The organism is Zobellia alginiliquefaciens (assembly GCF_029323795.1).
In the GTDB taxonomy this organism is placed as follows: domain Bacteria; phylum Bacteroidota; class Bacteroidia; order Flavobacteriales; family Flavobacteriaceae; genus Zobellia; species Zobellia alginiliquefaciens.
In genome coordinates, this window is sequence record NZ_CP119758.1 from 4073175 (window position 1) to 4099252 (window position 26078).

The window sequence follows — 26078 nt, forward strand, 5'->3', positions numbered from 1 at the left end:
GTAAACAATGCGGTTTTGTACAAAAGGGCTATTATCCTGTTCACTTTACCGGTATTTCTGTATAAATGGAGTCTATAGAAACTCAAACGGACGCGTATGTAAAGCGTCCGTTTTAAGTTATTTAAATTTTAGGCTGATAGAAACAGGAAAGTTACGGTTGATAAGAAGGTAATTCAACCACATAGGATTCAACTGATTTGCCATCATCGCTACCACTCCAATCCGAACCAAAAAGCACGCGTGTTCCCGATGGACTGATTACAGCATGAGGTTCGCCCCAATAATCAAATTCATCTTCATCAGCTCTGTGGTGTCCAATTCTATATACTTCTACATTTCCAGGTTCAATTCTAGCAATAACCAATTCTTGGTCAAGAAGTTTTTGCCCGTCTTGTTCAAAACCAATCATAGAGGCGGCAATCCATCCCGGATTTTTATGAGCTACGGCAGAAATATGAGTTCCGCTTTTAGGATAATCATATCCTAAATCTTCAGAAATTACGGGTAAACAATCACCGGTATTTAGATCATAAGCAATGATGTTACCAAGACATCCGCCATATGGACCGGCGTTAAAAGTCACTGAAAAATCAGTGTCTGTCCCATTTGCCATTTTGCCTAAACTGGAATGTTCCGGTTTTTGCTTATTGAGGTTTGAGACAAGGTTTCCGTTATCATCATAGGAAGATATGTTATGATAAAAAAGTAGGCCACTTGGAGCAGGCATTGCCGCCGTATAGTTAACGTCGTTGATAGAAAAGGCGGTCAGTTTTTGAGTCGAAAAACGATAAGCGTAGGCGGTACTGTTTTCGCATCTAAAACCTATGACATCGTTATCCCAAGAAGGCATTTGTACATCATTACCCATGCTGATTCCGCCTGTACAACCTGTAATGTCCCTAAGGTTGACCAACACTTCTTTGTTGCCGGAAGAAACAGTGTATTTAATATAATCATCCGTTGTTTTATCTAAGTAATAAAGTATATCCGGCTTATTAAAATCCCAAAACAATTGCTCAATATCATCTGGTAGAACATCATCCAGGTTTCTAATGAATTCATACGTTTTACCATCTAGCAATTGGTGTACACCATTGCTTTGGTCATATAGTATCATTCGGGTTTCGTCTGCATTCCAAGCTTGTACCGTACTGTACATGGGTTTGATTATATTTCCGTCACCGGCGTCCGAAATCCTTCGTATTACCGTTCCGAAAGAGGGATCTACAATGGTTTCCAAATAACCCGGTCTAGCAATGTCTTGCATAGGGTGCGGTTCTAGGTCATTGGCCGTTAGCTCCGTGGCAACAGCAACTGAATTTTCGTTTTCACCGGTGGGGTTTTCTTCGGTGACATCCTCTTCTTCCTCAGTGTTCTCTTCTTCGGGAGTTACAGATTCCTGTTCTTCGGAATCGTCACTAGGGGTTAAATTTAAGTTGTCGCTAGTACAGCTTAGAATGCTGAAACCAATGCTAAAAATTAACAGGTAGATTTTCACTTTGTTCATAAGAAATAGATTTCGGGGTTTAAAAATGTACGCATAAATTGATGTGATGGTTCTTATAGCTTTGATTTTTAACAGATTGCGATCTGCTTTAAACCTTGGCTTAAGTGAGGTTTAAGTGTTTTGGTGGAAAGTAAGTGGAGGGCCAATGGGTTATGGACTTCTAATTGTACCAATTTCAGTGTCGATAAATCTTTTACTGATAACATCAGGAATGACTTTTAGACAGAAATACAGTCAAAAAATCATTCTTTTAATTATAAATTCACTCGGACTACTTTGGGCATTATTTTGGTTTTTGTTAACCACACCAAAAATGGATTGATTTGTAACAACGGAAAATAACCGTTGCTAACTAAGTCTTCTCTATAATTATACAGTTTAGTTTTTAACTGTAATAAATATGGAGCTTTTTCATAAGCGAAAATTCCTACAAAATAATCGCTAATTGTAAACGATTATACTTAAAATAATAAATATAAATTTAGAAAGATTCGATAGTGATTGACTTCAGCTAAAATAGTACGGAATACTGTAAAATATGGAGAGCAATATTTTTGAACAGGAACTGTTACGTATAGACAAAACAAATAAATCAAATCCAAGCTTACCTATGAAACGAATTAACAGCCTACTCTTAATGTCGTCCCTAGCAGTTGTGAATTTTAGCTGTGACAAATCTACATCAGATGAATTTGAAGATGTAAATGGGAATATAGAAACCAAACTTATAAGTTCTATAGATGTAACCTCTGCTGAAGATTCAGATGAGGATACTAAGATATTATTTTCATATAATGCCGATCTTCGATTGACCTCTATTTTTGATGGTACTGAAACTACAAATTTCGTTTATGAGAATGGCAATTTAAGTGATGTGACCGGTCAGGGTGATAATGGAAATGTAGAGGAGCTATATGATTCTCCTTATGATGCTTTTGAAACAGGCCATGTTGAAGAATATGATGATAACGGAAACCCTTCAGTAATAAAGTTTGTTGAGTACAATTATGATTATATGACAGGCGAAGAAGAAATGGTGTATTTTACGGCAGAAATCTCTTATGATAATAAACCAAACCCATTTTACAAGACAACTGAGGCTGCCGGTATGATTGATGTAATGGACAAAGTGCAACTGAATTTTGCCGTAGCGCCACAACCACAAGAAATCTTGAAAGCAAAAGCATTGTTCCCTAACAACAATCCTTCTCAAGTGGTGTACAAAAATGAGGAAGGAGAAATAGAGTATACAATTAACATGTCCTATACTTATGATGGCGATTACCCAACGTCTGCAACAGTTTCTTCGGTTTCCGCAGATGGTGGTGACAGCGAAACTTTCTTGACTACATTTACGTATGTGGGCGAATAAAAAAGGAATTTTTAGAATTTGAGTTAGAAAAGCAGCTGTAAAGCTGCTTTTTTTGTGTTGTACTTATAAAACAGATAAGATTCTTTTTTTATATCGTATTGGAGTGCCAAATATGAGGTATTAGAAAGATTTCATTTGGTTAACTGGCGATTTATCTCATTTGAATGCCTATTTTTACTGGATAATCGAGATTAAATCCGCCTAGGCTTGCCTTGAAATCAAAGTGTATTCCTTTTTATGCCTAGTGGGATTTTCCCAAGGTAGTTTATAACAAAATAATAGCCCATGCTTCATTTAAAATTAGCTACTGATCCACGTTGGGTTAATATAGTTGAAAAAAACCTAGAGGAAATACTAACGGATCATGCATGGTGTGAACAAAAAGCGGCTACTAACGCCATTACTATAATTACGCTCAATTCTGAATATCCGGATTTAGTCACAGACTTGCTTTTATTGGCGCAAGAAGAATTAGTTCATTTTCAAATGGTCCACGATATTATTAAAAAGCGCGGGTATACGTTAGGTAGGGAGCGCAAGGACAGCTATGTTAACGAGTTGTATAAGTTCATGAACAAAGGAGGAAGTAGACTTCAGTCTATGGTAGATAGACTTTTGTTTTCGGCTATGATCGAAGCCAGGAGCTGTGAACGTTTTAAGCTACTTTCGGAAGAAATAAAAGACCCGGAACTTTCAAAATTTTATCGTGATTTAATGATTAGCGAAGCAGGCCATTACACTACTTTTATTGGTTTTGCTCGTAAATATGGCCAAGATGTTGATGTAGATAAACGTTGGAAAGAGCTGGTAGCGTTCGAAGCAGAAGTGATAAAGAACTACGGAAAGGATGAAACCATACATGGGTAAAACATCTACACTAAGTTTAAAGTTTAAGTGTATTTAATTCTTGAATCAGAAGTTTTTAGTTTGAATTTTATTTGTAATTAATTGAAAGCTAGAAGAGGTATGGTTATAATTTTAGAGTATAACCAGTATCACATATTTTGTACAATATGACTAGTTTTTAAATCTTGTCTAGTTTCTTTTATTAAACAAATTCAACGGCGGGAACTTGTTTTGGAGGTTAAATTAACTCCATTTTACAAGACAACGAAGGCTGCCGGAATGATAGTTTTTTCATATCCGCAAATGGAGGTAAAAACAAAACTTTCTTGACCGCATTAACTTACGTTGGGAAGTAAAGGACAAAATTTAATAAATAGTAAGAAGCAGCTGAAAAGCTGCTTTTTTCATTAGGTGATACTATTAGCCCACCATTCCATTTATAAATATGTCTATGAACGTTTTCATTTTTTGAAGTATGCGTCCGTCTATTTCACTAGCTTTTAAAATGCTAGGTCTGTCGTCCAAGCAAATAAAAACGTCATCTTTTATGGGTTCTCGGTTTGTATTCGAGACGATAATACCTATAAATTTTTCAGGTACCTTCTTCTCATTTTTCCTTGACTTTTTTTGCAGGCTCTTCTTGATTTCTTTATCGTCTGTAGTCAAAAGGCTTTTAAAATGACTCATGTATTTGCAATTGATTACAGGCTTCCTATTTAATATGAGGAGGGTTGACAACGGTTAGAAAATCGATGTATTGAAAAATCAACAACTTCTATCAACCAAAACCCTCATAACATTCGTATTTATGTTGAAATTTTGATACTTTTTCAAATTGAAAAATATTTAATACTTAGTACTGCTTTTTAGAATATAATTCACTATGTTTCAGCGGAAAATACAGTTTGTCAAATTATTTACTTTAAGTAGTTTTTGACTTTTATATTTAATAGGATTTCACTTACAGTTGTGTTTTTTTAAATGAGTTCAACGAACAACATTTTTGCGATTTATTCCAGCCAAGATAAAGATGTGCTGCAGTATCTATTGCCTCATTTGCAACCTTTGGCAAAGGACTTCAATATAGCTATTTGGAGTGATGATGCCATTGATGGAGAACAGCCGTTAAATCCACAATATTCTTCACAATTGGAGCGTGCAGATGTATTTCTATTTTTACTCAGCAATGCTTTTATGAATTCGGAATTTATCAAGTATGATGAATTTAAAAATGTTATAGACCGCTATAAAGAGGGTGGGGCCACTGTTATACCTATACTTTTGGAAAGTTGTCCATGGGACATTGAATTCACCTCTGACGATTACAATTTTAACTTTAAGGAACTACAAGTCTTCCGTAGAGATGAAAAACTAGTAGGCGGTTGGAACCCAACGGATAAAGTTTGTATGCAAGTGGGCTTTTATGTTCGCGGTTTACTTGCATCATATTCTAAAAAAATTGCTTTGGAGGAATCCGAAAACAAGGGAGAGAAGAAGGAGCTGAATAAAAAGAAGGAAGAGCAAATTGTAATGAATTTTTTCGGAGAAAGCGAGGTTGATACTAAAGCCGATATCGAGAAAAAACAGAAAGAAGAAGCTGAATTAAAAAGGAGAGAGGAAAAAAATAAAAAACTTAGAGAAGAGGCCGAAGCTAAAGAATTAATTAGAAGAGAGAAAAGGCAAAGACAGAAAGCGGAAAACCAAATACGAATTGAAAAAGAGGTCCAGGCGAGAAGAGTAGTAGTTCAAGACGAAAGCCGAGAAAGAGAATTTATAAAAGCTCGTATAGCAATAGGTGAGAAAAGGCACGAACAAGTAACACAACCGCTAAGAGACGCGGCATGGGAAAAAGTATTAGGGGAGACAGTTACGACCCAAAGAATACCGAATAGAAAAAACGGCCTTGCAAAATATAATTATCGATTCAGTAATAAGAACACGATAGAGGCTCGAACTATAGTTCCGGAAAGTAAGCGTGCCAAAGAAGAACCTATAATCCAAATAGTAGTAGAGGAGAAAAGTAGCGCAAAAATTGCAATTCCTCAGAGAGAGACGCAACGGGAAAAGATATCAAATGAAACAGTTCCGGTAGATCAAACCGTAACTAGAAAAACTAATCTAGCAAGACATAACTACCAATTTGACAGAAAAAGGGAGGTCGAAGCTTCTGAAGTTATTCAAGAAGAAAGGTCGGTCAAAGAAGAACCAAAGACCCAAATAGTCTTAAAGGAGGGAAGATGGACTGTACTTTTGAAAAACTTACGAGAGGCGCAATGGGACAAGAAACTATATGAACGGGTCGCAGTCCTCAAAACAATTACGAAAAAGAACTTTACAAGAATTAATTATCTATTTGGTAAAAAAGTAGTTGCTGAGGCCAAAAGTTTGGTTCAAGAAGAAAGGCAGGTAGATAAAGAAACGAAAATTCAGGTTCCTGTAGAGGAGAAAAAACCTAGCGAATTAGTTCAGGAACTGAAAAAAGTCCTAAAAAGAACTGGGTTGGCTTTGCGAGAATATCAAGAGCAAAGCGCAGAAGGGATTAAACACTTTTTAAAAGCAGCAAAATCCAAAGTAGCAGGAAAGAAGGTTGAAAAGGGGAGAATAGTTGAGGTGTTAAACAGCGTCACAAATAAAACTCGAACCACTTTACAAAAATATAAAGTCAAATCAGCTACAGGATTCAGTCAATTTTTTAGGGAAGCCAAGAATTATATATATGCAAGTAAGATAGGAAGCGTTCGTGCTGGCCTCTTAACGGTAGCACTAGTTATTTTTGGCATATTGATTTACGTAATTCAAGGAGATTCTGAAAAACAGCCGATTACACTATCGGAAATTGAGGAAGTGCCAGTCGATTCTGAACTTGATTTAAATTCCGATTCTGATTTCACTGCTGAAGTAATTACAGAAAAGAAGCCGGAGAATCAGGCAGCGGCTATCCTAAAACTAGGTATTGGAGATACATATAATGGCGGTATCATTTTTGCCTTTGACCCATTGAACAAAACTGGTAAAATTGCTTATATGGAGGATAAAGGTCCCATGGCATGGAAAGATGCGATGAGTATTCACGAACAATTAGGTGAAGGCTGGCGGTTGCCTGAGATAGATGAATTGCGTCTCCTATATAAAACTATCGGACAGGGTGCGGACAACGAAGGTAAATTCGTAGCCGAGTTGTATTGGAGCGCTACACCTTTTGACAAGCATCAAGCGCGTCTTGTAAAATTCAGTGATGGCAATGCCTCGTATCACTATAACAGCTCAGGAACACATCGGAAATTCCGGGTCAGGGCCATAAAAGATCTTCAGCTATAGCTAAGAAGTTGGGAATTACAGAAAAAATCAGCCAATCTTTTTTTAGTGATATTCCATTTTTATTTTTCATAAAGTTGATGGAATAGAGATAAATGAAACTATAGTTACTTCCCGATACAAAAGTTAGCAAATATATTCCCCAACAACTCGTCATTCGTCACTTGCCCTGTGATTTCCCCTAAGTGGTATAGCGCTTCACGAACGTCTATGGCCATCAGGTCGCTAGAGAGGTCTTCTTCCATGCCAAATTGCACTTTTTCTATTTCTTCCAGCGCTTTTAGCAAGGAATTGTAGTGCCGTGTATTGGTGACTATAGTTTCGTTATTACGAAGGGCTCCAGTGTTTACAAACTCCAAAAGACTATCCTGTAATTCTTCTACGCCTTCGCCTGTTTTTGCGGAGAGGTAATTTACATTTTGTAAATGCTCGGAAATGGTATTTTTATCGGTGTCTGATAGGGTATCGGCCTTATTGACCAGAAGTACCAAAGGTTTCTGAGGATTCTGATTCTTAATTTTCTCGTAATCAAAAACAATATTTTTCAGCTTTTGTTCATCGGCGAGAATTTTCGAGCCATCAACTAGAAGCAATACTACTTGAGCTTGTTCAATTTTTTCGAATGTACGTTTTATCCCCATGCCTTCCACAACATCTTCGGTCTCACGAATTCCTGCGGTGTCAATAAAACGAAACCCTATACCACCAATGGCTATTTCATCTTCAATAGTATCTCGGGTAGTTCCGGCAATGTCGGAGACCAGTGCACGTTCTTCGTTTAAAAAAGCATTGAGGAGGGTAGATTTACCTACGTTGGGTTCGCCTACAATGGCAACAGGAATTCCGTTTTTAATTACATTTCCTACCGCAAAAGAATCGATCAGACCTTTTAAAACTTTCTGAATACGTGCCAATAGCTCTTTAAATTGAGTACGGTCCGCAAACTCTACATCTTCTTCGGAAAAATCGAGTTCAAGTTCTATGAGCGAAGCAAAATTTAGAAGTTCTGTTCGTAGGCTCTTGATCTCATTACTGAACCCACCACGCATCTGCTGCATGGCAATTTGATGACTAGCGGCATTATCACTGGCAATAAGGTCGGCAACAGCTTCGGCCTGACTTAAGTCCATTTTGCCATTTAAGAAGGCTCTTAGTGTAAATTCCCCGGCATCTGCGGTCCTGCAGCCATTCCTAAGGAATAATTGAATTATCTGCTGCTGTATATAAGGGGAGCCATGGCAGGATATCTCAACTACATTTTCTCCGGTGTACGAATTTGGACCTTTAAAAATGGAAACTAAAACTTCGTCCAGAATCTTATTATCTTCTGTAATGTGACCTAAACTAATAGTATGGCTCTTCTTTTTTCTTAAATCTTTACCATAGGCAGATTTGAAAAAAGTAGCGGCAATGTCTATTGCAGTTTCTCCTGAAATACGAATGACGGCAATTGCACCAGCGCCCGAAGGGGTTGCCAATGCTATTATATTATCGTTTGGGACCATTAAAAAGTTTTTGCAAAAATAGGGAAAAACAAGTAGAAGCAAATGTCAATTTAAGACATCAAAAATAAATGACGCTAATGTTTATGAATTAAGGAAAATAATTACCTTCGCCCTCCATTAACTATTAAAACTATATTATTATGAACATGCGAGTATTGACATTTTTGGTGTTTCTAGTTGGAGTTTCAACTTTCTCATTTGCACAGGAAGACGGCGGGGTTAAAATGGATTCCATATCCCAGGTTGAGCAGGCGGAGCGTGAGGCCAAGGAAATCAGAAGACAGATAGAAGCGGCCGAAAAGGAGGCAAAAGCAGCTGAAAAAGAAGCGAAAGCGGCAAAAAAAGCACAGAAGAAATCAGAAAAAGCTCAAAAGAAATACGAAAAGCTTACAAGTCAAATCAATTCTATAAAAAAGGGATTGGAAAAAGATGAAAAGAAGGTTGCTAAAATAAGTGACAAAATGGAGGTTGATAAAATTAAGGGCAAACTTTCTCCAAATGATGTTGCTAAAATTGAAAAGAAACTGAATAAAATAAAAGTTAGCATGAACAAAAATCAGGAAAAACTGATTAAGCTAGAAAGAAAGTTGTAAACAAGTAAAAAAATATATTTTTCAATCCCGTAAGAACCGATTCTTACGGGATTTTTTGTTTTGTAATGTAACATTTCCTCTTTTTGTTCGTCGTATATACAGAACCTCTAAAACAATCAAAAAATGGAAATCATTAATCAAAACAAAACATTAGAACAGAATAATCAACTGTTGGTCATTGCCCATTTATCACAATTCTTAACGTACATAACAGGTTTTGGCGGCCTCGTAGTTCCTTTGTTGTTGTGGCTTACCTCTAAAGACAGTGTTGTTGGTATGGACGAGCATGGCAAGTCTATTATAAACTTTCAGTTAACTGTATTACTCGGGACTATTATTAGTGTTCCTGCTATATTACTTTTGGGCCTAGGTATTTTAAGTTTAATTTTTATAGGTATCGTAGCGTTTATAATCCCTATAGTAAATGCAGTAAGAGCAAGTAATGGCGAAAAACCCAATACCTTTATGACTATTCCTTTTATATCTTAAAATATAAAAAACATATATAAACAAAAAGCCCCAAGAAGTATTTCTTGGGGCTTTTGTATTTTAAAATAACTTCCTAGCTGTTCAGCATCACCGGCATTACTAGCATAGTTACGTTTTCTCCTTCATCAAGACCGTCAATAGGCGTTAGGATACCTGCTCTGTTCGGTAAGCTCATTTCTAATGATACATCATCAGAAGTAAGGTTGTTCAGCATTTCTGTTAAGAAACGAGAGTTAAAACCTATTTGCATATCGTCTCCCTGATAAGAACAAGTTAAGCGTTCTTCCGCTTTGTTACTGTAATCAATATCCTCGGCAGAAATATTCAGTTCTGCGCCAGCAATTTTAAGTCGTATCTGGTGGGTAGTTTTATTGGAGAAAATAGCCACCCTTTTTACAGAACTCAAAAATTGATTTCTGGCGATAGAAAGTACATTAGGGTTTTCTTTAGGAATTACGGCTTCGTAATTAGGATATTTTCCATCGATTAGACGACAAATAAGCTCTGTATTCTCAAAGCTGAATTTGGCATTACTATCATTATATTCAATTATAACATCCGATTCGCTACCGGCCAAAATTCCTTTTAACAGCGTCAAGGGTTTTTTAGGCATAATGAATTCCGCAACCTGTGAAGCCGTAACATCCGTTCTTTGGTATTTTACCAATTTGTGGGCATCTGTAGCGACAAAAGTTAAATTCTCCGTAGAGAACTGAAAGAAAACGCCGCTCATTACCGGTCTAAGGTCATCGTTACCTGCAGCAAATATGGTTTTGTCAATAGCAGTTGCTAAAATATCGCCAAGAAGGGTAGTGGAGCTAGGGTTGGCCAGTTCAACTGCTTTTGGGAATTCAGCACCATCAGCGTATGCCAATGCGTATTTACCGTGATTAGAGCTTATTTCTACGGTGTTATTGTCTTCTACAACAAAAGTTAGCGGTTGTTCAGGAAAAGTCTTTAGCGTCTCCAACAACAAACGAGCGGGAACGGCAATGGTTCCTTGGTTGTCCGAATCAACATCTAATACCGAGCTCATTGTAGTTTCAAGATCAGAAGCGGAGACCGTTAATTTGTTGTTATCTAGATCGAATAAAAAATTGTCTAGAATAGGTAAGGTGTTACTGTTATTGATAACACCGCCTAAAACTTGTAACTGCTTTAAGAGATAGGTGCTGGATACTATGAATTTCATAGGAGAATCGTTATTTCAATTTGTGGTATATAGTGTCTAATATGTCTCGATATTGATACAAGCTTCGAAAAACCTGAATGAAACAAAGATATTTGAAATGCATTTTTTACCGAAACAAACTTATTAACATCTAGGCCCCGTATTTACGCCTTCTAAAATAGCTGAAAATTGCTCCAAAAAGAAGTGTCAACCCCACGGGAAGGCCAATATTTATTAGTTGCCATTTAGTTTTTTGGTCTGTCATCTTTTGGTCATCCAGAAAGGGTACCGCAACTTTTTTATTTCTAATGTTTATAAGTCCTTTTTCGTCTAAAAGGAAATTCAACGCATTTATTAAAAATTCTTTATTGCCGTAATAGTTGTTTGTCCATTTATCATAGCCTAATTCTAACGGCCGGTTGTTCCGTATTTGATTCCGGATAATATCGCCATCGGAAACCACCAAAATTTGGTTCTTTTCACCTTTGTCCAAAGCCCCTTTTAAAGAAATTGGTTTGATTCTATTTGCGAAGGCCGAGGTGAATTTTCCCGATACCAGAACGGCCAGCGGATTATTTCCTTTGTTGTACAGCTCTTTTTTGGGAGGTGTGTTAATAAGGTCTAGGCTAATTTGTTTTGGTGTGCCGTCCAATTTAGATAAGGGTGAGCTTGATAGAAGTACCGTTTTTGTATAGGTATTGGCTAAAGTGTCTATAGAATTGGCAAATTGAAAGCGAATAGCTTCTAGGTTATTGTTGATCGGATGGTCATTTTTTGAAAAAACCATAGGATTGTAATACCATGGCACGGGATTGTATTCGGAAGCGTTACCTTCCCCCGAAGCTAGGACAATTTGGGTAAAATACATGTCGTTTACCAAATTGGGATTCACTCGAACGCCATATTTAAAAAAGAAATCATTCAGGTTTAAATCCCTTGGCAATGCCATGGCCGCTCCATTTTCGTTAAAAAGGCTATCCAATTCCATATCTACCTGGTCAATGAGCCACATAGATTTTCCTCCGCTCACTATATATTGGTCCAACACATATTTCTCGGCATCCGTGAACGGCTCTGTGGGTTTGGCTATTAGCGCCAAATCGTAGTTTTTAAGCTGGTCTAGTGTGTTTTGAGGATTGGTAGCTACCGAATCTAAAGTAATAGCACCAATATTATAGTAGTCTTTTATGGAGGTCAAGAAATCCGCCAAGTGAATGTCATCTAACTCACCATTACCTTTTAGTACTGCAATCTGTTTTTTTTCAGTTATGCTTATTTTAGCAAAAGCATGCGTAAAAGCATATTCTAAATGTTGAACGGAATTGTTGACTCGTTCTTCGGTGGTAGCGCCCAGTTTGTTTTTTAACAGGGGAATCTTAACGGTCTTATTGTTGTAGTTGACCATGGCCCATGGGAAAACAATTTCTTGTGAAGTCTTTCCATTTTCTTCAACTGTAATTTGAGCGGGAGTCAGTCCTAATGCTTGCAAATCTGTTATGGTGCCATCAATTTGTGAGGCGTCCTCCAACGGATTTATAAAACTGAATTTTATATTACTGTTCTTTGATGCAAATTCCTCCAGTAGCTGGCGCGTCTCGGTCTGTAGTTTTATGAATTCAGGAGGAAGGTTTCCATCTAAAATCACATCAACAATAACAGGTTGGTCAAAAGATTCAACAGTTTGTAGGGCTTCTTCGGATAAGGTGTACCTGTGGTCTTCCGTAAGGTCAAAGCGCGTATACACCCAACCGGAAATAAAATTCAATACGATTAGAATCGCTAAAGCCGAAACTATTGGAATTAGATTTTTCTTCATCACCGGTTCGTGTTTTTAAGTTGTATAACGGTTAGAAAAAGAAAGAAAATGGTTAAAGTGATAAAATATACTAAATCTCGTGTATCTAAAACGCCTCTTGCTATACTTTCAAAATGGTGTTTCATCCCTAATTTTTCAATGAACACTAATGTTTCTCCTTCAAAAAGAGTGGCAAGACCTTCAAATCCATAATAAAAAAGGAAGCATAAAATTATTCCTACTATAAAAGCGACAATCTGATTTTCTGATAAGGTTGAAGCCAATAAACCTATTGCCGTATAACAACTCATTAAAAATAAGGTACCAAAATAAGAGCCTAGAACCAGTCCGGTATCTAAGTTGCCGTTTGTGGTACCCAATTGCGAAATGCTATAAACGTAGAGAAGCGTGGGTACAAGAGCTATAAGTCCTAAAGCGAAAGTTCCGAAGAATTTTCCAAGAACCGTTTCCCAAATTGAAATGGGTTTAATAAAAAGCAGCTCTAAAGTCCCTAATTTTTTTTCTTCAGAGAAACTTTTCATGGTTATAGCGGGTATCAGAAAAAGAAATACCCAAGGCGCTAGGAGAAAAAAGTTGCTTAGATCGGCAAAGCCGTAATCAAAAATATTAAAAGGGCCTTTGAATACCCAAAGGAACAATCCGTTCAGTACAAGAAAAAGCCCGATGACCAAATACCCTATGGGCGATGTAAAGAACGATTGTATTTCACGTTTAAAAATGGCAAGCATATACGGCTTTAGATTTTGAACGCCCCAGTTCATAAGGAGCAAAATACATTCGGTTTATGGTTATTTTTAAAACATACTTAAAAGTATAATCCCAAATTTATAAACAATTATAAATTAAACGAACATTTGTTAAATACAATCCAAGTCGTTTTTCAATCTGTTATGAGAAAGTAATGGTAATGGTGTCTCTAAAATCAAGACCAAGAAGGGTAGAGGCTCCGCCAACTGTATTCAGGTCGCTTTTATAAATAGCAAGCTGAATGTAATTGGCGCTATTAAAGAGTGCTAACCGGTCTCCAGCACCTTTACGCTGACTTTTCTCAAGGTCAAAGTTGATGATGTCGCTGTACTTATTATGAATCTTGGTGAACTTGGTAGTCCGCGCGGTAATCTCAAAATCCCTCCCCTTACGGTAGGCTTCAAAAAAGTTCTTACTAATATTGGTTACCACGTTTCCATAATTATCAATGTAAACAACGCTGCCAATTATTTTACTTCCATTATCAGTAACGGTAGGTGAGAACTCCCTTAAATCTTTAAGCTGGTCAAATGATCTTCCTACCACCTCTAAAGTGCCGCCCCGAGCTATATGGCAGGCAACCTGAACGAACACGTCCAATACGGGAAAAGAACCGTGACTAGGATTGGGAATATTTAATTCCACTACCTTTTCAGGTTTTATTTCACTGGTAATAAGACCAATAACTCCATTGTTGGCGCTTATGAAATAATGGCCGTTTACCAATACTGCCACATGCTGGTTCTCTGGTGTGGGTTCTGAGTCCACCCCAACAATGTGTATAGTGCCCTCGGGAAAATGCTTGTATGAATTTTCTAGGATATAGGCACATTCTTGAATGTTGAACGGACTTATGTTATGGGAGATATCAACTATTCTGGCATCGTTAAGTTCCTTATATATGGTTCCCTTAAGGGTGCCTACAAAATAGTCTTTAAGACCAAAATCTGTGGTTAGCGTTATAATCGGATTCATAAATTACTTTCATTTACATCAGGAAAAACAGGTATTTTGTTAAATTGGAATAAACGACCTGTGAAGCGTGAAACCGTAATAACTACGCTAAACCTGTATAGAAAGCTGTGCAAGATGCTATTTGAGAATAAATGAATATGATTATTTGAGTTCGCTATCATACAGTAATGTTGATATGTTTTAGTTAGGCAAACTGAAATTTTCGTTAAGTTTGTTAAACAAAATTATAACAAAAAAATAGCCAAGCGAAATATTATGTTCACAGGCTTTCATTTTAACACCTCTGTTTTTTGAACGAACTTATATTAGAACTTACCGAGATAAGCCCAAGAGAATTTTTTGGGCAACAAAATGAAAATATTGACTTGCTTAAAAAGTATTTTCCAAAGTTGAAAATAGTAGCTAGGGGAAGCAAAATAAAAGTCTACGGCGATGAAGAACTCCTTGAGGAATTTGAACGGCGTTTTGATATGCTTACGGTGCACTTTGGCAAATACAATAAACTGGACGAAAATATAATCGAAAGGGTACTAACCAGTAATACGTCTTCAGATTATGAATCGCCGGCAAATAGTGGCGAAACATTGGTGCACGGTGTTAATGGTAGGCTTATAAAGCCACAAACCGTAAACCAGCGAAAGTTAGTTGATGCGGCCAAGAAAAACGATATGGTTTTTGCTATAGGGCCTGCGGGTACCGGTAAAACCTATACGGGGGTTGCACTTGCTGTTAAAGCACTGAAAGAAAAGCAGGTAAGGCGTATTATCTTAACTAGACCTGCAGTAGAGGCTGGCGAGAATCTTGGCTTTTTACCGGGAGATTTAAAAGAGAAATTAGACCCGTATATGCAACCTTTGTATGACGGCCTAAGAGATATGATTCCCGCTGAAAAATTGGCACATTTAATAGAGAACGACATCATACAAATTGCACCTTTGGCTTTTATGCGTGGACGTACGTTGGATAATGCTTTTGTTATTTTGGACGAGGCACAGAATACCACGCATGCGCAGATGAAAATGTTTCTTACCCGTATGGGGAAAAATGCCAAATTCTTAATTACGGGAGACCCTGGTCAGATAGATTTACCAAGAAGGGTGATTTCAGGTCTTAAGGAAGCGCTTTTGATTCTTAAGAACACCCAAGGTATTGAAATCGTTTATCTAGATGATAAAGATGTTATCCGTCATAAACTTGTGAAAAAAGTTATTGATGCTTACAAGAATATAGAGCACCAGAATTAATAGCAACCTTTCTTTTTACATTGAAAATTACCATTATCCAATGAGCAGTACCATTACAGATACCAATTTTAAATTTCCGGGCCAGAAAAGTATTTATAAAGGCAAGGTTCGTGAAGTCTATGAACTTGAAAATGGGGTTTTGGTCATGGTGGCCACGGATCGCTTATCGGCTTTTGATGTGGTGATGCCAAAGGGTATTCCTTACAAAGGACAAATACTAAACCAGATTGCCACAAAGATGATGGATGCTACCAAGGATATTGTTCCCAATTGGTTGATGGGTGCACCAGACCCAAATGTTGCAGTAGGGCATGCTTGCGAGCCTTTTAAAGTAGAAATGGTAATTAGGGGCTATCAATCGGGTCATGCTGCGCGTGAGTATAAGGCCGGTAAACGCATGTTGTGCGGCGTACCTATGCCGGAGGGAATGAAGGAAAATGATAAATTTCCCGAGCCCATTATTACGCCTGCTACCAAAGCGGAAATGGGTGATCATGATGAGGATATCTCAAGAGAGGATATTCTTAAAAGAGGTATTGTTTCTGAAGCGGATTATGAGGTGTTGGAAAAATATACACGGGCCCTTTTTGAAAGAGGAGCCCAAATTGCGGCTTCAAGAGGACTTATTTTAGTGGATACGAAGTATGAATTTGGAAAGACCCAAGACGGTAAAATCGTTCTAATAGACGAGATTCACACACCGGATTCTTCAAGATATTTTTATGCGGATACCTATGAAGAGTTGCAATCCAAAGGGGAGCCTCAAAAGCAATTATCCAAAGAATTTGTTCGGCAATGGTTGATTCAAAATGATTTTCAAGGGCTGGAAGGGCAGACCTTGCCAGAGATGAGCGATGACTATATAGCGTCCGTTTCTGAGCGTTATATTGAATTGTACGAGAATATAACCGGGGAACGATTTGTTAAGGCGAATATATCTGATATTCAGAGTCGTATAGAAATCAATGTATTGAATTACTTGAAGGGTGTCTAAGTGCTATTTCAGTAATTTTTTAGCGGAGAAATTTTTCTTCAATTTCAGTTTTTGAACAATTTTCATGAAAGCTATAGCTGTAATGTACGCATCACCTAAGGCGGTATGACGGTCTTTTTTTGATATATCGAATTTTTCAGCAAGCTCGTCCAATGAGTATTGAGGTTTAACCGGTAAGAGAGGAGAATTTATTAACGTTCTTTTGTAGAGTACGGAAGTATCCAGAAACTTATTTTTTAAGTCGGGCATACCATGACGTTTTAAGGCGTAATTGATCATGTTTTTGTCAAACCCTGCATGATGCGCTACCAAAACGGAATTTCCTATATAATCTAAAAATTGAATTAACGCTTCCAGTTCGGTTATACGCTCGTGTCGTTCTTCCTGTAAAATACCGTGGATTTCAATATTCTTGGCATGATAAAAATGCTGATATAAAAAAGCTTCAAAACTATCGCTTATATGAATGCTGTTGTTTTTTACAGATAGCGCACCAATAGACAATATCCGATCATTATCATAGTCAAATCCAGTAGTTTCGGTATCAAACACCACAAAGCGAATTTCTGGAAGGGCATACGATGCCTTTTTTTCGAATTTGGCTTCATATTTCATCCAAAAGTCAGGATAGTTCTTTTTTCGTTTTTTTTTGAACAGGTTCATTAGTTAAGCAAGTTTGTTACTTTAAAACGTACTTTAAGAAGTTCTTGTAAATCTTTGATGGTTTTAAAACTGCGCTTTAGTTTAATTTTTTCTTCTTTGGTAAGTTTGGTCAAGGCAATGAAACGCCCGGAATCATTATGAAGAAGTCCATGTTTAGTCCTGAATTTCAAAAGGGCCTTGGTAGCGTAGGAACAGGCTAAAAACAGTTCTTCATTGTTAGGCTCTAATTCGGCCAGTTTTTCAAACCGCTCCGCCGTGTTGTTTATCAATTTTACCTTATGCGATAAAACCAGAACACGGGCACCATCAATTAGTGGCATTAGGGCTCTTCGCTTTAAATCAAAAAAATCTTTGTATTCACCATCTTCTTCCACAAGAAAACTCCTAAAAAATCCACTAGGCGATGGACTTTGAAGTGCTCCACTGGCCAAATGCAAAAAGAAATTAGGATACTTTTCCGTAGTTTCAAAAAGATGGGTGCTCAAATCGTTTACCAGGCTCGTTTCACCGTAGGCAAGGTTGTAATCAAAAAATATGGAGGAAAGCAGCACTTGGTCCGGACCGGGATTCGTAATCCAGTGGAAGGTGCGTTCTTTCCATTCCGATAGGCTTAAACACCAATCTGGGTTGGACGCCATCATTTCTGCAGGACAATATTCATAACCAATGTCAAATAACCCTTTGGTTACAATTTTTGCCAAGTCCAAGAAATAGTTTCGTGTCTCCTCTAATTGATCTTGGGATACGTTTTCAAAGACTACGGCATTATCCTGATCCGTATGTAATAACTGTTCACTACGTCCTTGGCTGCCCATGGCCAACCAAGCAAATTTAACCGGTGGCTGTGCATCCATTTTGTTCAAAGCGATTTTAATAATTTGCTTGATACAAGCATCATTGAGCTCTGAAATGATTTTGGATGTGAGGGTTAATGGTATATTTTGGTCTAAATAGCCCTGTAGCAAGCTCATAATCCTTCTGCGGACCGCTTTTATTTTCTTAAATCCATTGGCCCTTTTAATAGCCTTTAGAAGCACGGCCGGGTTATTGCCCAGCTCAAACATAATATCATGTTTGCTTATGATACCTACGGCTTCGCTGTTGGTTGTACCGTCCAAGGTGAGGCATAAATGGCTGATATCACTTTTCATCATGGCCATTTGGGCTTGGGTAACGGTCATTTTTTTAGGATATGTAATCACAGGTGAACTCATCACGTTTTTAGCCCTAGTGGTGATAGGGAAGAGACCGGTAGCAATTTTATTTCTTAAATCTTTATCTGTTATAATGCCTACGGGTAGTTTATTGTTTACCACAAGTACCGAACCTACTTTTTTTTCGGTCATTTTAATTGCTATGGTCTTTATGGTAGTGTTTTCCGAACAAGTAATAAGTTTTTTGGAATAAGGAACACCTTGAAGATCTAGTAACTCTTTGTCGTTAACACGGTTCTGTTCCGTAGCGGATGTAGCTTCATAAAGTTTTCCCCTATAGCTGTTAGAGTATGGATTTCTGGTATTGGAGGCGAAACTCTCAATAAGAAAAGTGCCTACCTCATCATGTTTTTTGATGATGGGTTTAAAATCAATTATGGGAATGGCATAAAGAATTGTTTCTTCATAGGCTTTGGCACCAATTTTATAATTTTCATTGGCAATAAGAGGGCGGAGGCCAAAGATATCTCCTTCATCACATAAGTCTACCACCTCGTCATTAGGTTCTTTGGTAAGGACCACGGCGCCTTTATGTACTACATAAAAATACTGATGTGCTTCTTCATCTATGGCGAATATTATTTCACCTTTAACTTTGTAAATAATACTTACTTCTTCGGATAGGCTTTCGAGCTCTTTGGTATCTACCTCGTTAAATGGAGGGTAGTTTTTAAGGAAATCGGCAACGCGAGCTGAAATCGTATTCTTCATAGACCAAATTTAAAGCTAAAGTTAGATCAGAAGGGGCATTAAAAAAAGTAAAATTACGAAACATATTATCTGGATACATTACCATTTTAAAGAGAAGTTGGTCGCTTTTGAGAAAGAAAGCGGGTCATTTTAAAGTACGCCAAAGTTATAGGCTATCTTTGGACTTCAAACACAAAATATATTTGGATAAAATTAGTGGGACGTAATGGGCAATTTTAGAGAATTTCTTCAATTTTTTAAAAGCACGGATTTTTCAAAGGCTCTTTTGGTGGGATTGACCGTTAGTACCCCAATTGTATTAGGACTATACTTTGATCAGTTAGAGGTTGGTCTGGCCATTTGCTTTGGTGCCTTGTGGACGGCTCCCAGTAATGCAAACGGGAGTTTTAGACATAAAAGAATAGCTATACTTAGTGCTACGGTTTTGGTGGTGGTTGTTAGCTTTATTGGAGGGTATCTAGACTTGCCTGCCTATATTTTGATTCCTATTCTAGGGGTGATTGCTTTTTCATTGTCTTATCTATCCGTCTTTGGGTTTAGGGCTACTTTGGTCAGTTTTTCGGGGTTATTGGCATTGGTTCTCAGTTTTGCCCATGAGCCCCTATTGCTCAACACTTTTGAATATGCGTTGTTAGTGGGCGTTGGAAGTTTGTGGTATTTTTTGGCCGTAGTAGTTTGGTATTACCTAAATCCAAAAGGAGAGATTGAGGAAATATTTACGGAGACCTATCTTTTGACCTCCAAGTTTTTAAAAATAAGAGGGCAACTTGTTGAGCCGGATTCTGATCGCAAAAAATTGCTATCGGAATTAAACAAATTACAGGAACAGCTAATTGAGAAACATGAAACCTTACGGGAGATGCTTGTTCTTAATCGAAAAAAGTCTAGCCACTCCGTTTATCACGGAAAAAAACTATTGGTTCTTGCACAGTTGGTAGAAATGCTTGAAACAGCCATATCCAAACCTGTTAACTACAGCCGAATGGATAAGGTGTTTAAAAAACATATGTCCTACAAGGATGGTTTTAAAGAGCTGATTTTTAAAATATCCGAGCAACTGGAAAAAATAGCCTACTCAAATAGAAGTAGAAATGGTCATTCTTTGAGTATTGATTTGAAACCCTATTTAGATAAGATTCTAGCAGATATAAACCAGTTAAAGACCACACCTAAAAAAGAGAATCTTAGTCCCTATCTAATGTTACAAAACCTGTATGAATATCAAGAAAAACAGGTAGAACTACTGGGTAAGATTAATTGGATACTTCATGAGGCCAAGACCGAAGAATTACAATTTATAGATGAGGATTATGCACGTAAGTTCATTGCTTCACAGGATTATGACCCCAAAAACCTGATTAGAAACTTTAATTTAAAATCTTCTAGTTTTAGGCATGCATTGCGTTTGGGGGTTACTGCAATGGTAGGGTATGGTATAGGTACAATATTCGACTTTCAGAAACCCTATTGGATTTTGTTGACCATCATTATCATCTTGAGGCCCAGTTACGGACTTACCAAAACCAGGTCAAAAGATAGGATTATTGGAACGTTAATAGGAGCAACCATTGCTTTTGTTATGGTAAGTCTTTTTCAAAATATCTATGTTTACGCAGTTTTGGGCCTTGTGTCGTTAGTTATGGCATTTTCCATGCTGCAAAGGAATTATAAGACAGCGGCTACTTTTGTTACCCTTAGTGTTATTTTTATCTACGGCATTATGTTACCTGATATTATGCAGGTGATACAATTTAGGGTTTTAGACACGGTATTGGGAGCTGTGTTGTCTTTTGTAGCCACAATGGTGCTATGGCCTTCATGGAGTTTTTTGAACATTAATACCAATTTAAAAAGCTGCTTGGTTGCCAATAGGAATTTTTTAGATGAAATAGCGTCTTTTTATAATCAGAAGGAAAAAGAACCGACCTCTTTACGCATAAGTCGTAAAAAGGCTTTTCAGGAGACTTCTAACTTAAGTGCTGCTTTTCAGGAAATGGCCCAAGAACCTAAATCAAAACAAAGGAAAATAAATGAAGTTTATGAACTGGTAACCCTAAGTCATGCTTTTTTGTCTTCATTGGCATCTTTAAGTTCTTATATTCAGAACCATTGTACAACCGAAGCTTCGGAAGGTTTTAAAGCTGCAATAGCACATATTGAGGAAAATTTGGGAAGAGCAACAGATATATTGGCACATAATGGGGCGAAAGATAATTTTTCCCTTAAACACCAAGAAAAGTCCTTTGAGAGTAACCGCTCAAAGTTTAATACGATTGCGTGGGATTTTGAAAATGCGGTAAAAGTGGGGGAAGAGCGTAATCTACAAGAAGCACATTTAATACTCGGACAATTGCGATGGCTTTTTACCCTAAGTAGTAAAATGCTTAATTTGGCCCTGGAATTGGAAACAGAAGTCACTGACAAGGGCCGTCCGTGAATTGCGCTAACTTACTTTTACAGCGTAAGGTTAAAGTATTCGGACATAACTTCTTTAATGGCATTTTCATTTAATGGTTTGAACATAATAGCATCAATTTCACTAAATCTCCCCATTTTCTCTTTGTCCGATGGAATAATGGCCGTTGTTAATAGTATAACCCTAGTATTAATCTTTAGGGACATATCCATCTTTTCATAAACCTCCATAAATTCCCAAGCATCCATCGTGGGCATATTTATATCAACAAATATGAGTTCTGGAAATGTTGTAAGGCTTTTTAGATATTCAATGGCTTTTTTCCCCATGGTAAAAGAGGTAACCTTCTCAGCACAATTTACTCGGCTTAAATAGGTCTCATGAATGAAATTAGTAGCAGTGTTATCGTCTACTAAAAGAATAGAATTAATCATAGTTTGGCGTTATAGGTTTAAACTAAAGTGAAAGGTACTTCCTTTATTAATTTTTGATTCTACCCAGATTTTTCCGTTATGTAGCTCTACTATTTTTTTACAATGCGCTAGGCCTATACCGGTTCCTTCATAATCTTCTTGGTTGTGTAACCTTTTGAATACCTCAAAAATACGATCTTGATTTTTTTTGTCAATTCCAATTCCGTTGTCCTTTACGTAAATATGATGTCCTTTTTCAGAAGGTAGGGAACCAATTTCAATAATTGGATCACTCGTGCTATCCACAAATTTTATGGAGTTGCCAATTAGGTTAAGGAAAAGTGAGTGTAGTTCAATTTCGTGACCTGTTATTGTGGGTAGGTCTTTGATTATGATATTTGTATGGGTAGATTCAATACGGATGCGTAAATCTTTTTCTACATTTTTAACTATTGCATTAAGGTCTACAATCCCTTTTTCAGTATCGCTTCCAATCTTTGAATAGGCCAAAATTACTTTTACCAATTCTCCCATTCTTGCGGAAGCTTCCTCTATAAATTCTAAATAGGTGGCGGCTTTACTGTCAAACAACTTAATGTACTCCTCTTTAAATAGAGCTACAAAGTCCCTAATGGTACGCAATGGTTCCTGTAAGTCATGACTGGCTACATAGGCAAAGCGTTCCAATTCTTTGTTACTTTGAGAAAGTTGTCTAAGGTTGGTGATGTTTATATGACTGCCTACCATTCGTATAGGTTCATCATTTTCTCCCCATTCTATAACTTGGCCTTTACACCAAACCCAGACAATACCTCCGTTTTTATGAAAATAGCGGACCTCATTATCATAAGGTACTTTTCCCTTACTGGCTACATGAGCATCAAAAGTGGCTAGTACGCCAGGTAAATCTTCCGGATGAATTATTCTTTGCCAAGATTCGGGCGTATTTTCCATTTCATGATCTTCGTACCCGAACATCCGCTTGAAGGTAGGACTTAGGTACTCTGTGTTTTCTTGTATATTCCAATCCCAAAATCCGGCTAGGGTTATTTCCAGAACTTGTTCAAACACCATGTTTTTATCTAGGAGTTCTTTTTCAAGTTTAGACATTTTATTAAGCATAGAAACATCGGTTGTGGTACCTAGCATTCGTTTAGGTTTTCCTTCCGGGGTCCATTCAGCCAGCTTTCCTCTTACTAATAGGGTTACATAATGTCCTAATTTGTGTTTGTATCTCGTTTCAACGGTATAAGGGATTTTACCGTTACTCGACAAATGCTTTTCCATGGCAGCCTCTTGGGCTATTAAATCCTCTGGATGAGTTAACTTATCCCAAAATTCTGAAGTTTCCTCAATTTCATCCTCATCGTAACCTAGGACATGGCGGATTGAACGACTTACATAGTAAGAACTTTTCTCTATGTCATAATCCCAAAAACTGTCCGTTGTTTGCTCAAAGGCAAGTAACTGGTTCTTTAATTTCTGTTCTGCGGATTTAAGCTCGTTTATATCCACATAACTTAGGGTTGCTCCTTCAATTTTACCTGTTCCATCGCGGAAAGGAACAATTTTTTGTAAGAACCAACGTCCCTTGGCATCTTTTACCTCATTTTGTTGTGAAGTACCACTGCTGATTACCTCTTTAATATCAGAAATAAATGTTTTGTAATTATTCTTATGAAAGGTACTGGCAAAGTGCTCTAGAGGACGGTTAATATCACTGGACATTAAATTAAAATGCTTGGCGACACTGGGTGTAAATTTCCGTATTTTTAGGTTGTTGTCTAAAAATATAGTGCCAATATCCGTGCTTTCGAAAAGATTGTCCAAATCTAAATTAAGAGTGGCAAGTTCTTCTAGTTTTTCCTGAAGTTCCGTATTGACCGTATTCAACTCTTCGTTTACACTCTGTAGTGCTTCGTTTGAGGCCAAAAGTTCTTCGTTGGTAGCTTGCAGTTCTTTATTGCTGGTCTCTACCTCTTCAATCATATTCTTTAGACTCTCCCTGGTTTCTTTTAATTCAGTTTGTAGTTCGTTTTCCCTTATATTTTTAAAAGAATCATCCTCCTCACTGCTGGATGTTTGTATTGCCTGAAGGTCCGCTGGTTTTATAATCACTAAATAATTGGAGGGGTTATTATTCAATGGGTTCCAAAAAGCAGCTACATGCATATTTGCAATGGTCGTCTTCTTTCCTGTAGAGAAATTTAAATTTTCATGTTTTAATTTTTGGGTCGTACCTCCAACTTTTTTTAGGGAGTAGCTTAAAACAGTGGCTACACTTTCAGGAACCATTTTTAACAAGTTCATGCTGAACCCTTTGTTGGGAAGACTTATATAATTAGTAAGGTCTCCAAAAGCATCAACAATTTTAAAATTACTATCTATAACAATGGCAGCAAGATCTAGGTTGTCACTTAATGCCTCTACTATATGTTGTCTGGTACTTCTTTCTTGACTTATATTTCTTAGTCCGAATGGGTTTTTTTGGCTATTGCCTAAACCGTACTTTTGAAGACCAAGAATTTTAGCAGGTCTAATATTGCAGTAAATTTTTTGTTTTCTGTACAGTTCGTTAAACGCGTTTTTTTGCTGACCAAGAGATTCACTACTGCCTAAAACCAATATACCGTTTATGTTAAGCGAATAATGCAGAACATCTAGGGCTCTATTTTGTGCTACCGGTTGTAGGTATATAAGCATGTTTCTGCACATGGATAGATCCATTTTATTAAAGGGCGGGTCTTTAAGAACGTTATGCTTACTGAATATCACCATGCGTCTTATGTTTTCATTGACTTGGTAATAATCTCCTTTTTTGGTAAAATTCAAAAGCAGCCTTTTTTCGGAAATATTGGCGATGGTACTTTCATTATACATCCCTTTTGAAGCATCGTTCAGGTGATTTTTTTCAATATCCGTGGCAAAAATTTTAACTAGGTTCTTCTTATTGAGCTTTGTGAGTATCTCGTTAATAATTATGGCTAATGAATAGGCTTCTTCACCACTGCTTACCCCAACGCACCAGCACTTTATGGTATCGTCTTTTTTCTTACTGGATATTATTTTGGGGATAACCTCATTGGTCAAGACCTCCCATACAAGATCATCCCTAAAGAAGCTGGTAACGCCTACTAGAAATTCCCTAACTAAAACATGGGCTTCTTCAGGTCTTTCAAATAGATAGTCTTTGTATTCCTGGAGCGTGTCCAAACGATTGATGCCTATTCTCCTGGCAATCATCCGAACCAAGGTAGGCCTTTTGTAATATTCAAAATCTAATTTAGTCTGACTGTTTAGAAAGTTTAGGATTTTAACAAGTGTTTCTTCGTCACTAAGAATATTTTCTTCCAAAGATCCATAAACAGCGGGGTGATGAATAAACCTTTTAAGTTCATCTCCCATTTGTTCCGTGGGAAGAACGTAATCTACAAGATTGGTGTTGATAGCGTTTTGAGGCATACTATCAAATTCTGCTTGGTCTGGGCTTTGCACCATAACCATACCGCCATATTCTTTAATATCTCGGGTGCCAGAGGTGCCATCACTTCCTGTACCGCTAAGGATGATAGCAACGGCCTTATTTGTCATTTCCTTAGCCAGTGATTTAAAAAATAAATCAATAGGTAAATTTATGGTTCGGGTGGTGGGTTTATCCTCTAAAAGTAAATACCCGTCCTTTATAAAAATGTTTTTTTTGGGAGTCAGAAGGTATACTGTACTAGGCTTTATTTTGGTCTTTTCCTTGACTTCAACTATGGGCATGTCCGTATTCTTAGACAATAGTTCGCTCATAAGACTTTTGTAGTCCGGGCTTAAATGTTGGACCACAACAAAACTATGTGCAAATTTAAGAGGAAGATTGTCAAAAAAAGACTTTAAAGCTTCTAAGCCGCCCACACTAAAACCGATTCCAATAATTGAAAATTTGATTTCAACCTTGATATTTTGCGTTGGTTTTTTATTAATTGAGCGGATTTCCTCCATTTAAAGCTGATTTTCAACTAAATAAAAGTAATGAATATCTTACAATAATTCCTATTCGTATATAGGAATTTTGTTCTATTGCATGAACTGTTTAATGTTT

At 37.3% G+C, this 26078-nt stretch carries 19 protein-coding genes; 8 read left to right on the top strand and 11 right to left on the bottom strand.

The genetic code is table 11. From position 1 onward, the window contains the following. Positions 1-151: 151 nt before the first annotated feature. Positions 152-1507 carry a hypothetical protein gene (locus P0077_RS16635; protein ID WP_276166333.1) on the bottom strand — a complete coding sequence of 452 codons (1356 nt, stop codon included), beginning with the start codon at positions 1505-1507 and terminating at the stop codon, positions 152-154. 610 nt (positions 1508-2117) lie between these two features. Here P0077_RS16635 and P0077_RS16640 point away from each other — a divergent pair. Together P0077_RS16640 and P0077_RS16645 are read left to right on the top strand one after the other, a co-directional pair. Further along, positions 2118-2879 (top strand): hypothetical protein, encoded by a 762-nt coding sequence (locus tag P0077_RS16640; protein WP_276166334.1) that lies wholly within the window; start codon positions 2118-2120, stop codon positions 2877-2879. Positions 2880-3164: 285 nt separating this feature from the next. Then, the gene (locus P0077_RS16645) at positions 3165-3746 is read left to right on the top strand and encodes a MiaE family protein (protein WP_276166335.1); all 582 of its coding nucleotides are present in this window, start codon (positions 3165-3167) and stop codon (positions 3744-3746) included. A gap of 399 nt (positions 3747-4145) precedes the next feature. On the opposite strand, the gene P0077_RS16650 is transcribed toward P0077_RS16645, so the two are convergent. Then, the gene (locus tag P0077_RS16650) at positions 4146-4412 is read right to left on the bottom strand and encodes a hypothetical protein (protein ID WP_276166336.1); all 267 of its coding nucleotides are present in this window, start codon (positions 4410-4412) and stop codon (positions 4146-4148) included. A 294-nt stretch (positions 4413-4706) separates the two neighbouring features. On the opposite strand from P0077_RS16650, the gene P0077_RS16655 reads away from it, so the two are divergent. Then, on the top strand, positions 4707-7043 hold the full coding sequence (locus P0077_RS16655) for a TIR domain-containing protein (RefSeq protein ID WP_276166337.1): 2337 nt from the start codon (positions 4707-4709) through the stop codon (positions 7041-7043). Between the two features lie 104 nt (positions 7044-7147). On the opposite strand, the gene mnmE is transcribed toward P0077_RS16655, so the two are convergent. Continuing rightward, positions 7148-8545 (bottom strand): tRNA uridine-5-carboxymethylaminomethyl(34) synthesis GTPase MnmE, encoded by a 1398-nt coding sequence (gene mnmE, locus P0077_RS16660; RefSeq protein ID WP_276166338.1) that lies wholly within the window; start codon positions 8543-8545, stop codon positions 7148-7150. Between the two features lie 140 nt (positions 8546-8685). On the opposite strand from mnmE, the gene P0077_RS16665 reads away from it, so the two are divergent. Both P0077_RS16665 and P0077_RS16670 read left to right on the top strand, forming a co-directional pair. After that, a complete protein-coding gene (locus tag P0077_RS16665) occupies positions 8686-9138 on the top strand; it encodes a hypothetical protein (RefSeq protein WP_276166339.1) in 453 nt (150 codons plus the stop codon). Positions 9139-9261: 123 nt separating this feature from the next. Further along, positions 9262-9627: a DUF4870 domain-containing protein gene (locus P0077_RS16670; RefSeq protein ID WP_276166340.1), complete on the top strand. Its 366-nt coding sequence runs from the start codon at positions 9262-9264 to the stop codon at positions 9625-9627. 73 nt (positions 9628-9700) lie between these two features. Here P0077_RS16670 and dnaN read toward each other — a convergent pair whose 3' ends face one another. From dnaN to P0077_RS16690, 4 genes are all read right to left on the bottom strand, one after another. Then, a complete protein-coding gene (gene dnaN / locus P0077_RS16675; RefSeq protein ID WP_194526946.1) occupies positions 9701-10819 on the bottom strand; it encodes a DNA polymerase III subunit beta in 1119 nt (372 codons plus the stop codon). A gap of 130 nt (positions 10820-10949) precedes the next feature. Continuing rightward, positions 10950-12614 (bottom strand): gliding motility-associated ABC transporter substrate-binding protein GldG, encoded by a 1665-nt coding sequence (gene gldG / locus P0077_RS16680; RefSeq protein WP_276166341.1) that lies wholly within the window; start codon positions 12612-12614, stop codon positions 10950-10952. Beyond that, positions 12614-13342: a gliding motility-associated ABC transporter permease subunit GldF gene (gldF, locus tag P0077_RS16685; protein ID WP_276166342.1), complete on the bottom strand. Its 729-nt coding sequence runs from the start codon at positions 13340-13342 to the stop codon at positions 12614-12616. Before gldF ends, gldG begins: the two co-directional genes overlap by 1 nt. A gap of 160 nt (positions 13343-13502) precedes the next feature. Next, on the bottom strand, positions 13503-14336 hold the full coding sequence (locus tag P0077_RS16690; protein WP_276166343.1) for an SAM hydrolase/SAM-dependent halogenase family protein: 834 nt from the start codon (positions 14334-14336) through the stop codon (positions 13503-13505). A 290-nt stretch (positions 14337-14626) separates the two neighbouring features. Here P0077_RS16690 and P0077_RS16695 point away from each other — a divergent pair, with 290 nt between their 5' ends. Together P0077_RS16695 and P0077_RS16700 are read left to right on the top strand one after the other, a co-directional pair. After that, on the top strand, positions 14627-15580 hold the full coding sequence (locus P0077_RS16695; protein WP_194526950.1) for a PhoH family protein: 954 nt from the start codon (positions 14627-14629) through the stop codon (positions 15578-15580). A gap of 40 nt (positions 15581-15620) precedes the next feature. Further along, the gene (locus P0077_RS16700) at positions 15621-16574 is read left to right on the top strand and encodes a phosphoribosylaminoimidazolesuccinocarboxamide synthase (protein WP_276166344.1); all 954 of its coding nucleotides are present in this window, start codon (positions 15621-15623) and stop codon (positions 16572-16574) included. A gap of 3 nt (positions 16575-16577) precedes the next feature. On the opposite strand, the gene P0077_RS16705 is transcribed toward P0077_RS16700, so the two are convergent. Further along, positions 16578-17237 carry a 3'-5' exonuclease gene (locus tag P0077_RS16705; RefSeq protein ID WP_276166345.1) on the bottom strand — a complete coding sequence of 220 codons (660 nt, stop codon included), beginning with the start codon at positions 17235-17237 and terminating at the stop codon, positions 16578-16580. Then, positions 17237-19162 (bottom strand): DUF294 nucleotidyltransferase-like domain-containing protein, encoded by a 1926-nt coding sequence (locus tag P0077_RS16710; RefSeq protein WP_276166346.1) that lies wholly within the window; start codon positions 19160-19162, stop codon positions 17237-17239. Before P0077_RS16710 ends, P0077_RS16705 begins: the two co-directional genes overlap by 1 nt. 205 nt (positions 19163-19367) lie before the next feature. Here P0077_RS16710 and P0077_RS16715 point away from each other — a divergent pair, with 205 nt between their 5' ends. Next, positions 19368-21599 (top strand): FUSC family protein, encoded by a 2232-nt coding sequence (locus P0077_RS16715; protein WP_276166347.1) that lies wholly within the window; start codon positions 19368-19370, stop codon positions 21597-21599. Between the two features lie 17 nt (positions 21600-21616). On the opposite strand, the gene P0077_RS16720 is transcribed toward P0077_RS16715, so the two are convergent. Continuing rightward, the gene (locus tag P0077_RS16720) at positions 21617-22012 is read right to left on the bottom strand and encodes a response regulator (RefSeq protein ID WP_276166348.1); all 396 of its coding nucleotides are present in this window, start codon (positions 22010-22012) and stop codon (positions 21617-21619) included. A gap of 9 nt (positions 22013-22021) precedes the next feature. Continuing rightward, positions 22022-25978 (bottom strand): chemotaxis protein CheB, encoded by a 3957-nt coding sequence (locus P0077_RS16725; protein WP_276166349.1) that lies wholly within the window; start codon positions 25976-25978, stop codon positions 22022-22024. Positions 25979-26078 lie beyond the last annotated feature (100 nt).

Excerpts from the sequence above, each read along its gene's own strand:
- P0077_RS16645 (WP_276166335.1), top strand. The coding sequence starts at position 3,165 with ATGCTTCATTTAAAATTAGCTACTGATCCACGTTGGGTTAATATAGTT.
- P0077_RS16710 (WP_276166346.1), bottom strand. The coding sequence starts at position 19,162 with ATGAAGAATACGATTTCAGCTCGCGTTGCCGATTTCCTTAAAAACTAC.
- P0077_RS16665 (WP_276166339.1), top strand. The coding sequence starts at position 8,686 with ATGAACATGCGAGTATTGACATTTTTGGTGTTTCTAGTTGGAGTTTCA.
- P0077_RS16700 (WP_276166344.1), top strand. The coding sequence starts at position 15,621 with ATGAGCAGTACCATTACAGATACCAATTTTAAATTTCCGGGCCAGAAA.
- P0077_RS16650 (WP_276166336.1), bottom strand. The coding sequence starts at position 4,412 with ATGAGTCATTTTAAAAGCCTTTTGACTACAGACGATAAAGAAATCAAG.
- P0077_RS16635 (WP_276166333.1), bottom strand. The coding sequence starts at position 1,507 with ATGAACAAAGTGAAAATCTACCTGTTAATTTTTAGCATTGGTTTCAGC.
- P0077_RS16725 (WP_276166349.1), bottom strand. The coding sequence starts at position 25,978 with ATGGAGGAAATCCGCTCAATTAATAAAAAACCAACGCAAAATATCAAG.
- P0077_RS16705 (WP_276166345.1), bottom strand. The coding sequence starts at position 17,237 with ATGAACCTGTTCAAAAAAAAACGAAAAAAGAACTATCCTGACTTTTGG.
- P0077_RS16715 (WP_276166347.1), top strand. The coding sequence starts at position 19,368 with ATGGGCAATTTTAGAGAATTTCTTCAATTTTTTAAAAGCACGGATTTT.
- P0077_RS16720 (WP_276166348.1), bottom strand. The coding sequence starts at position 22,012 with ATGATTAATTCTATTCTTTTAGTAGACGATAACACTGCTACTAATTTC.
- gldG (WP_276166341.1), bottom strand. The coding sequence starts at position 12,614 with ATGAAGAAAAATCTAATTCCAATAGTTTCGGCTTTAGCGATTCTAATC.
- gldF (WP_276166342.1), bottom strand. The coding sequence starts at position 13,342 with ATGCTTGCCATTTTTAAACGTGAAATACAATCGTTCTTTACATCGCCC.
- mnmE (WP_276166338.1), bottom strand. The coding sequence starts at position 8,545 with ATGGTCCCAAACGATAATATAATAGCATTGGCAACCCCTTCGGGCGCT.
- P0077_RS16655 (WP_276166337.1), top strand. The coding sequence starts at position 4,707 with ATGAGTTCAACGAACAACATTTTTGCGATTTATTCCAGCCAAGATAAA.
- dnaN (WP_194526946.1), bottom strand. The coding sequence starts at position 10,819 with ATGAAATTCATAGTATCCAGCACCTATCTCTTAAAGCAGTTACAAGTT.
- P0077_RS16670 (WP_276166340.1), top strand. The coding sequence starts at position 9,262 with ATGGAAATCATTAATCAAAACAAAACATTAGAACAGAATAATCAACTG.
- P0077_RS16690 (WP_276166343.1), bottom strand. The coding sequence starts at position 14,336 with ATGAATCCGATTATAACGCTAACCACAGATTTTGGTCTTAAAGACTAT.
- P0077_RS16640 (WP_276166334.1), top strand. The coding sequence starts at position 2,118 with ATGAAACGAATTAACAGCCTACTCTTAATGTCGTCCCTAGCAGTTGTG.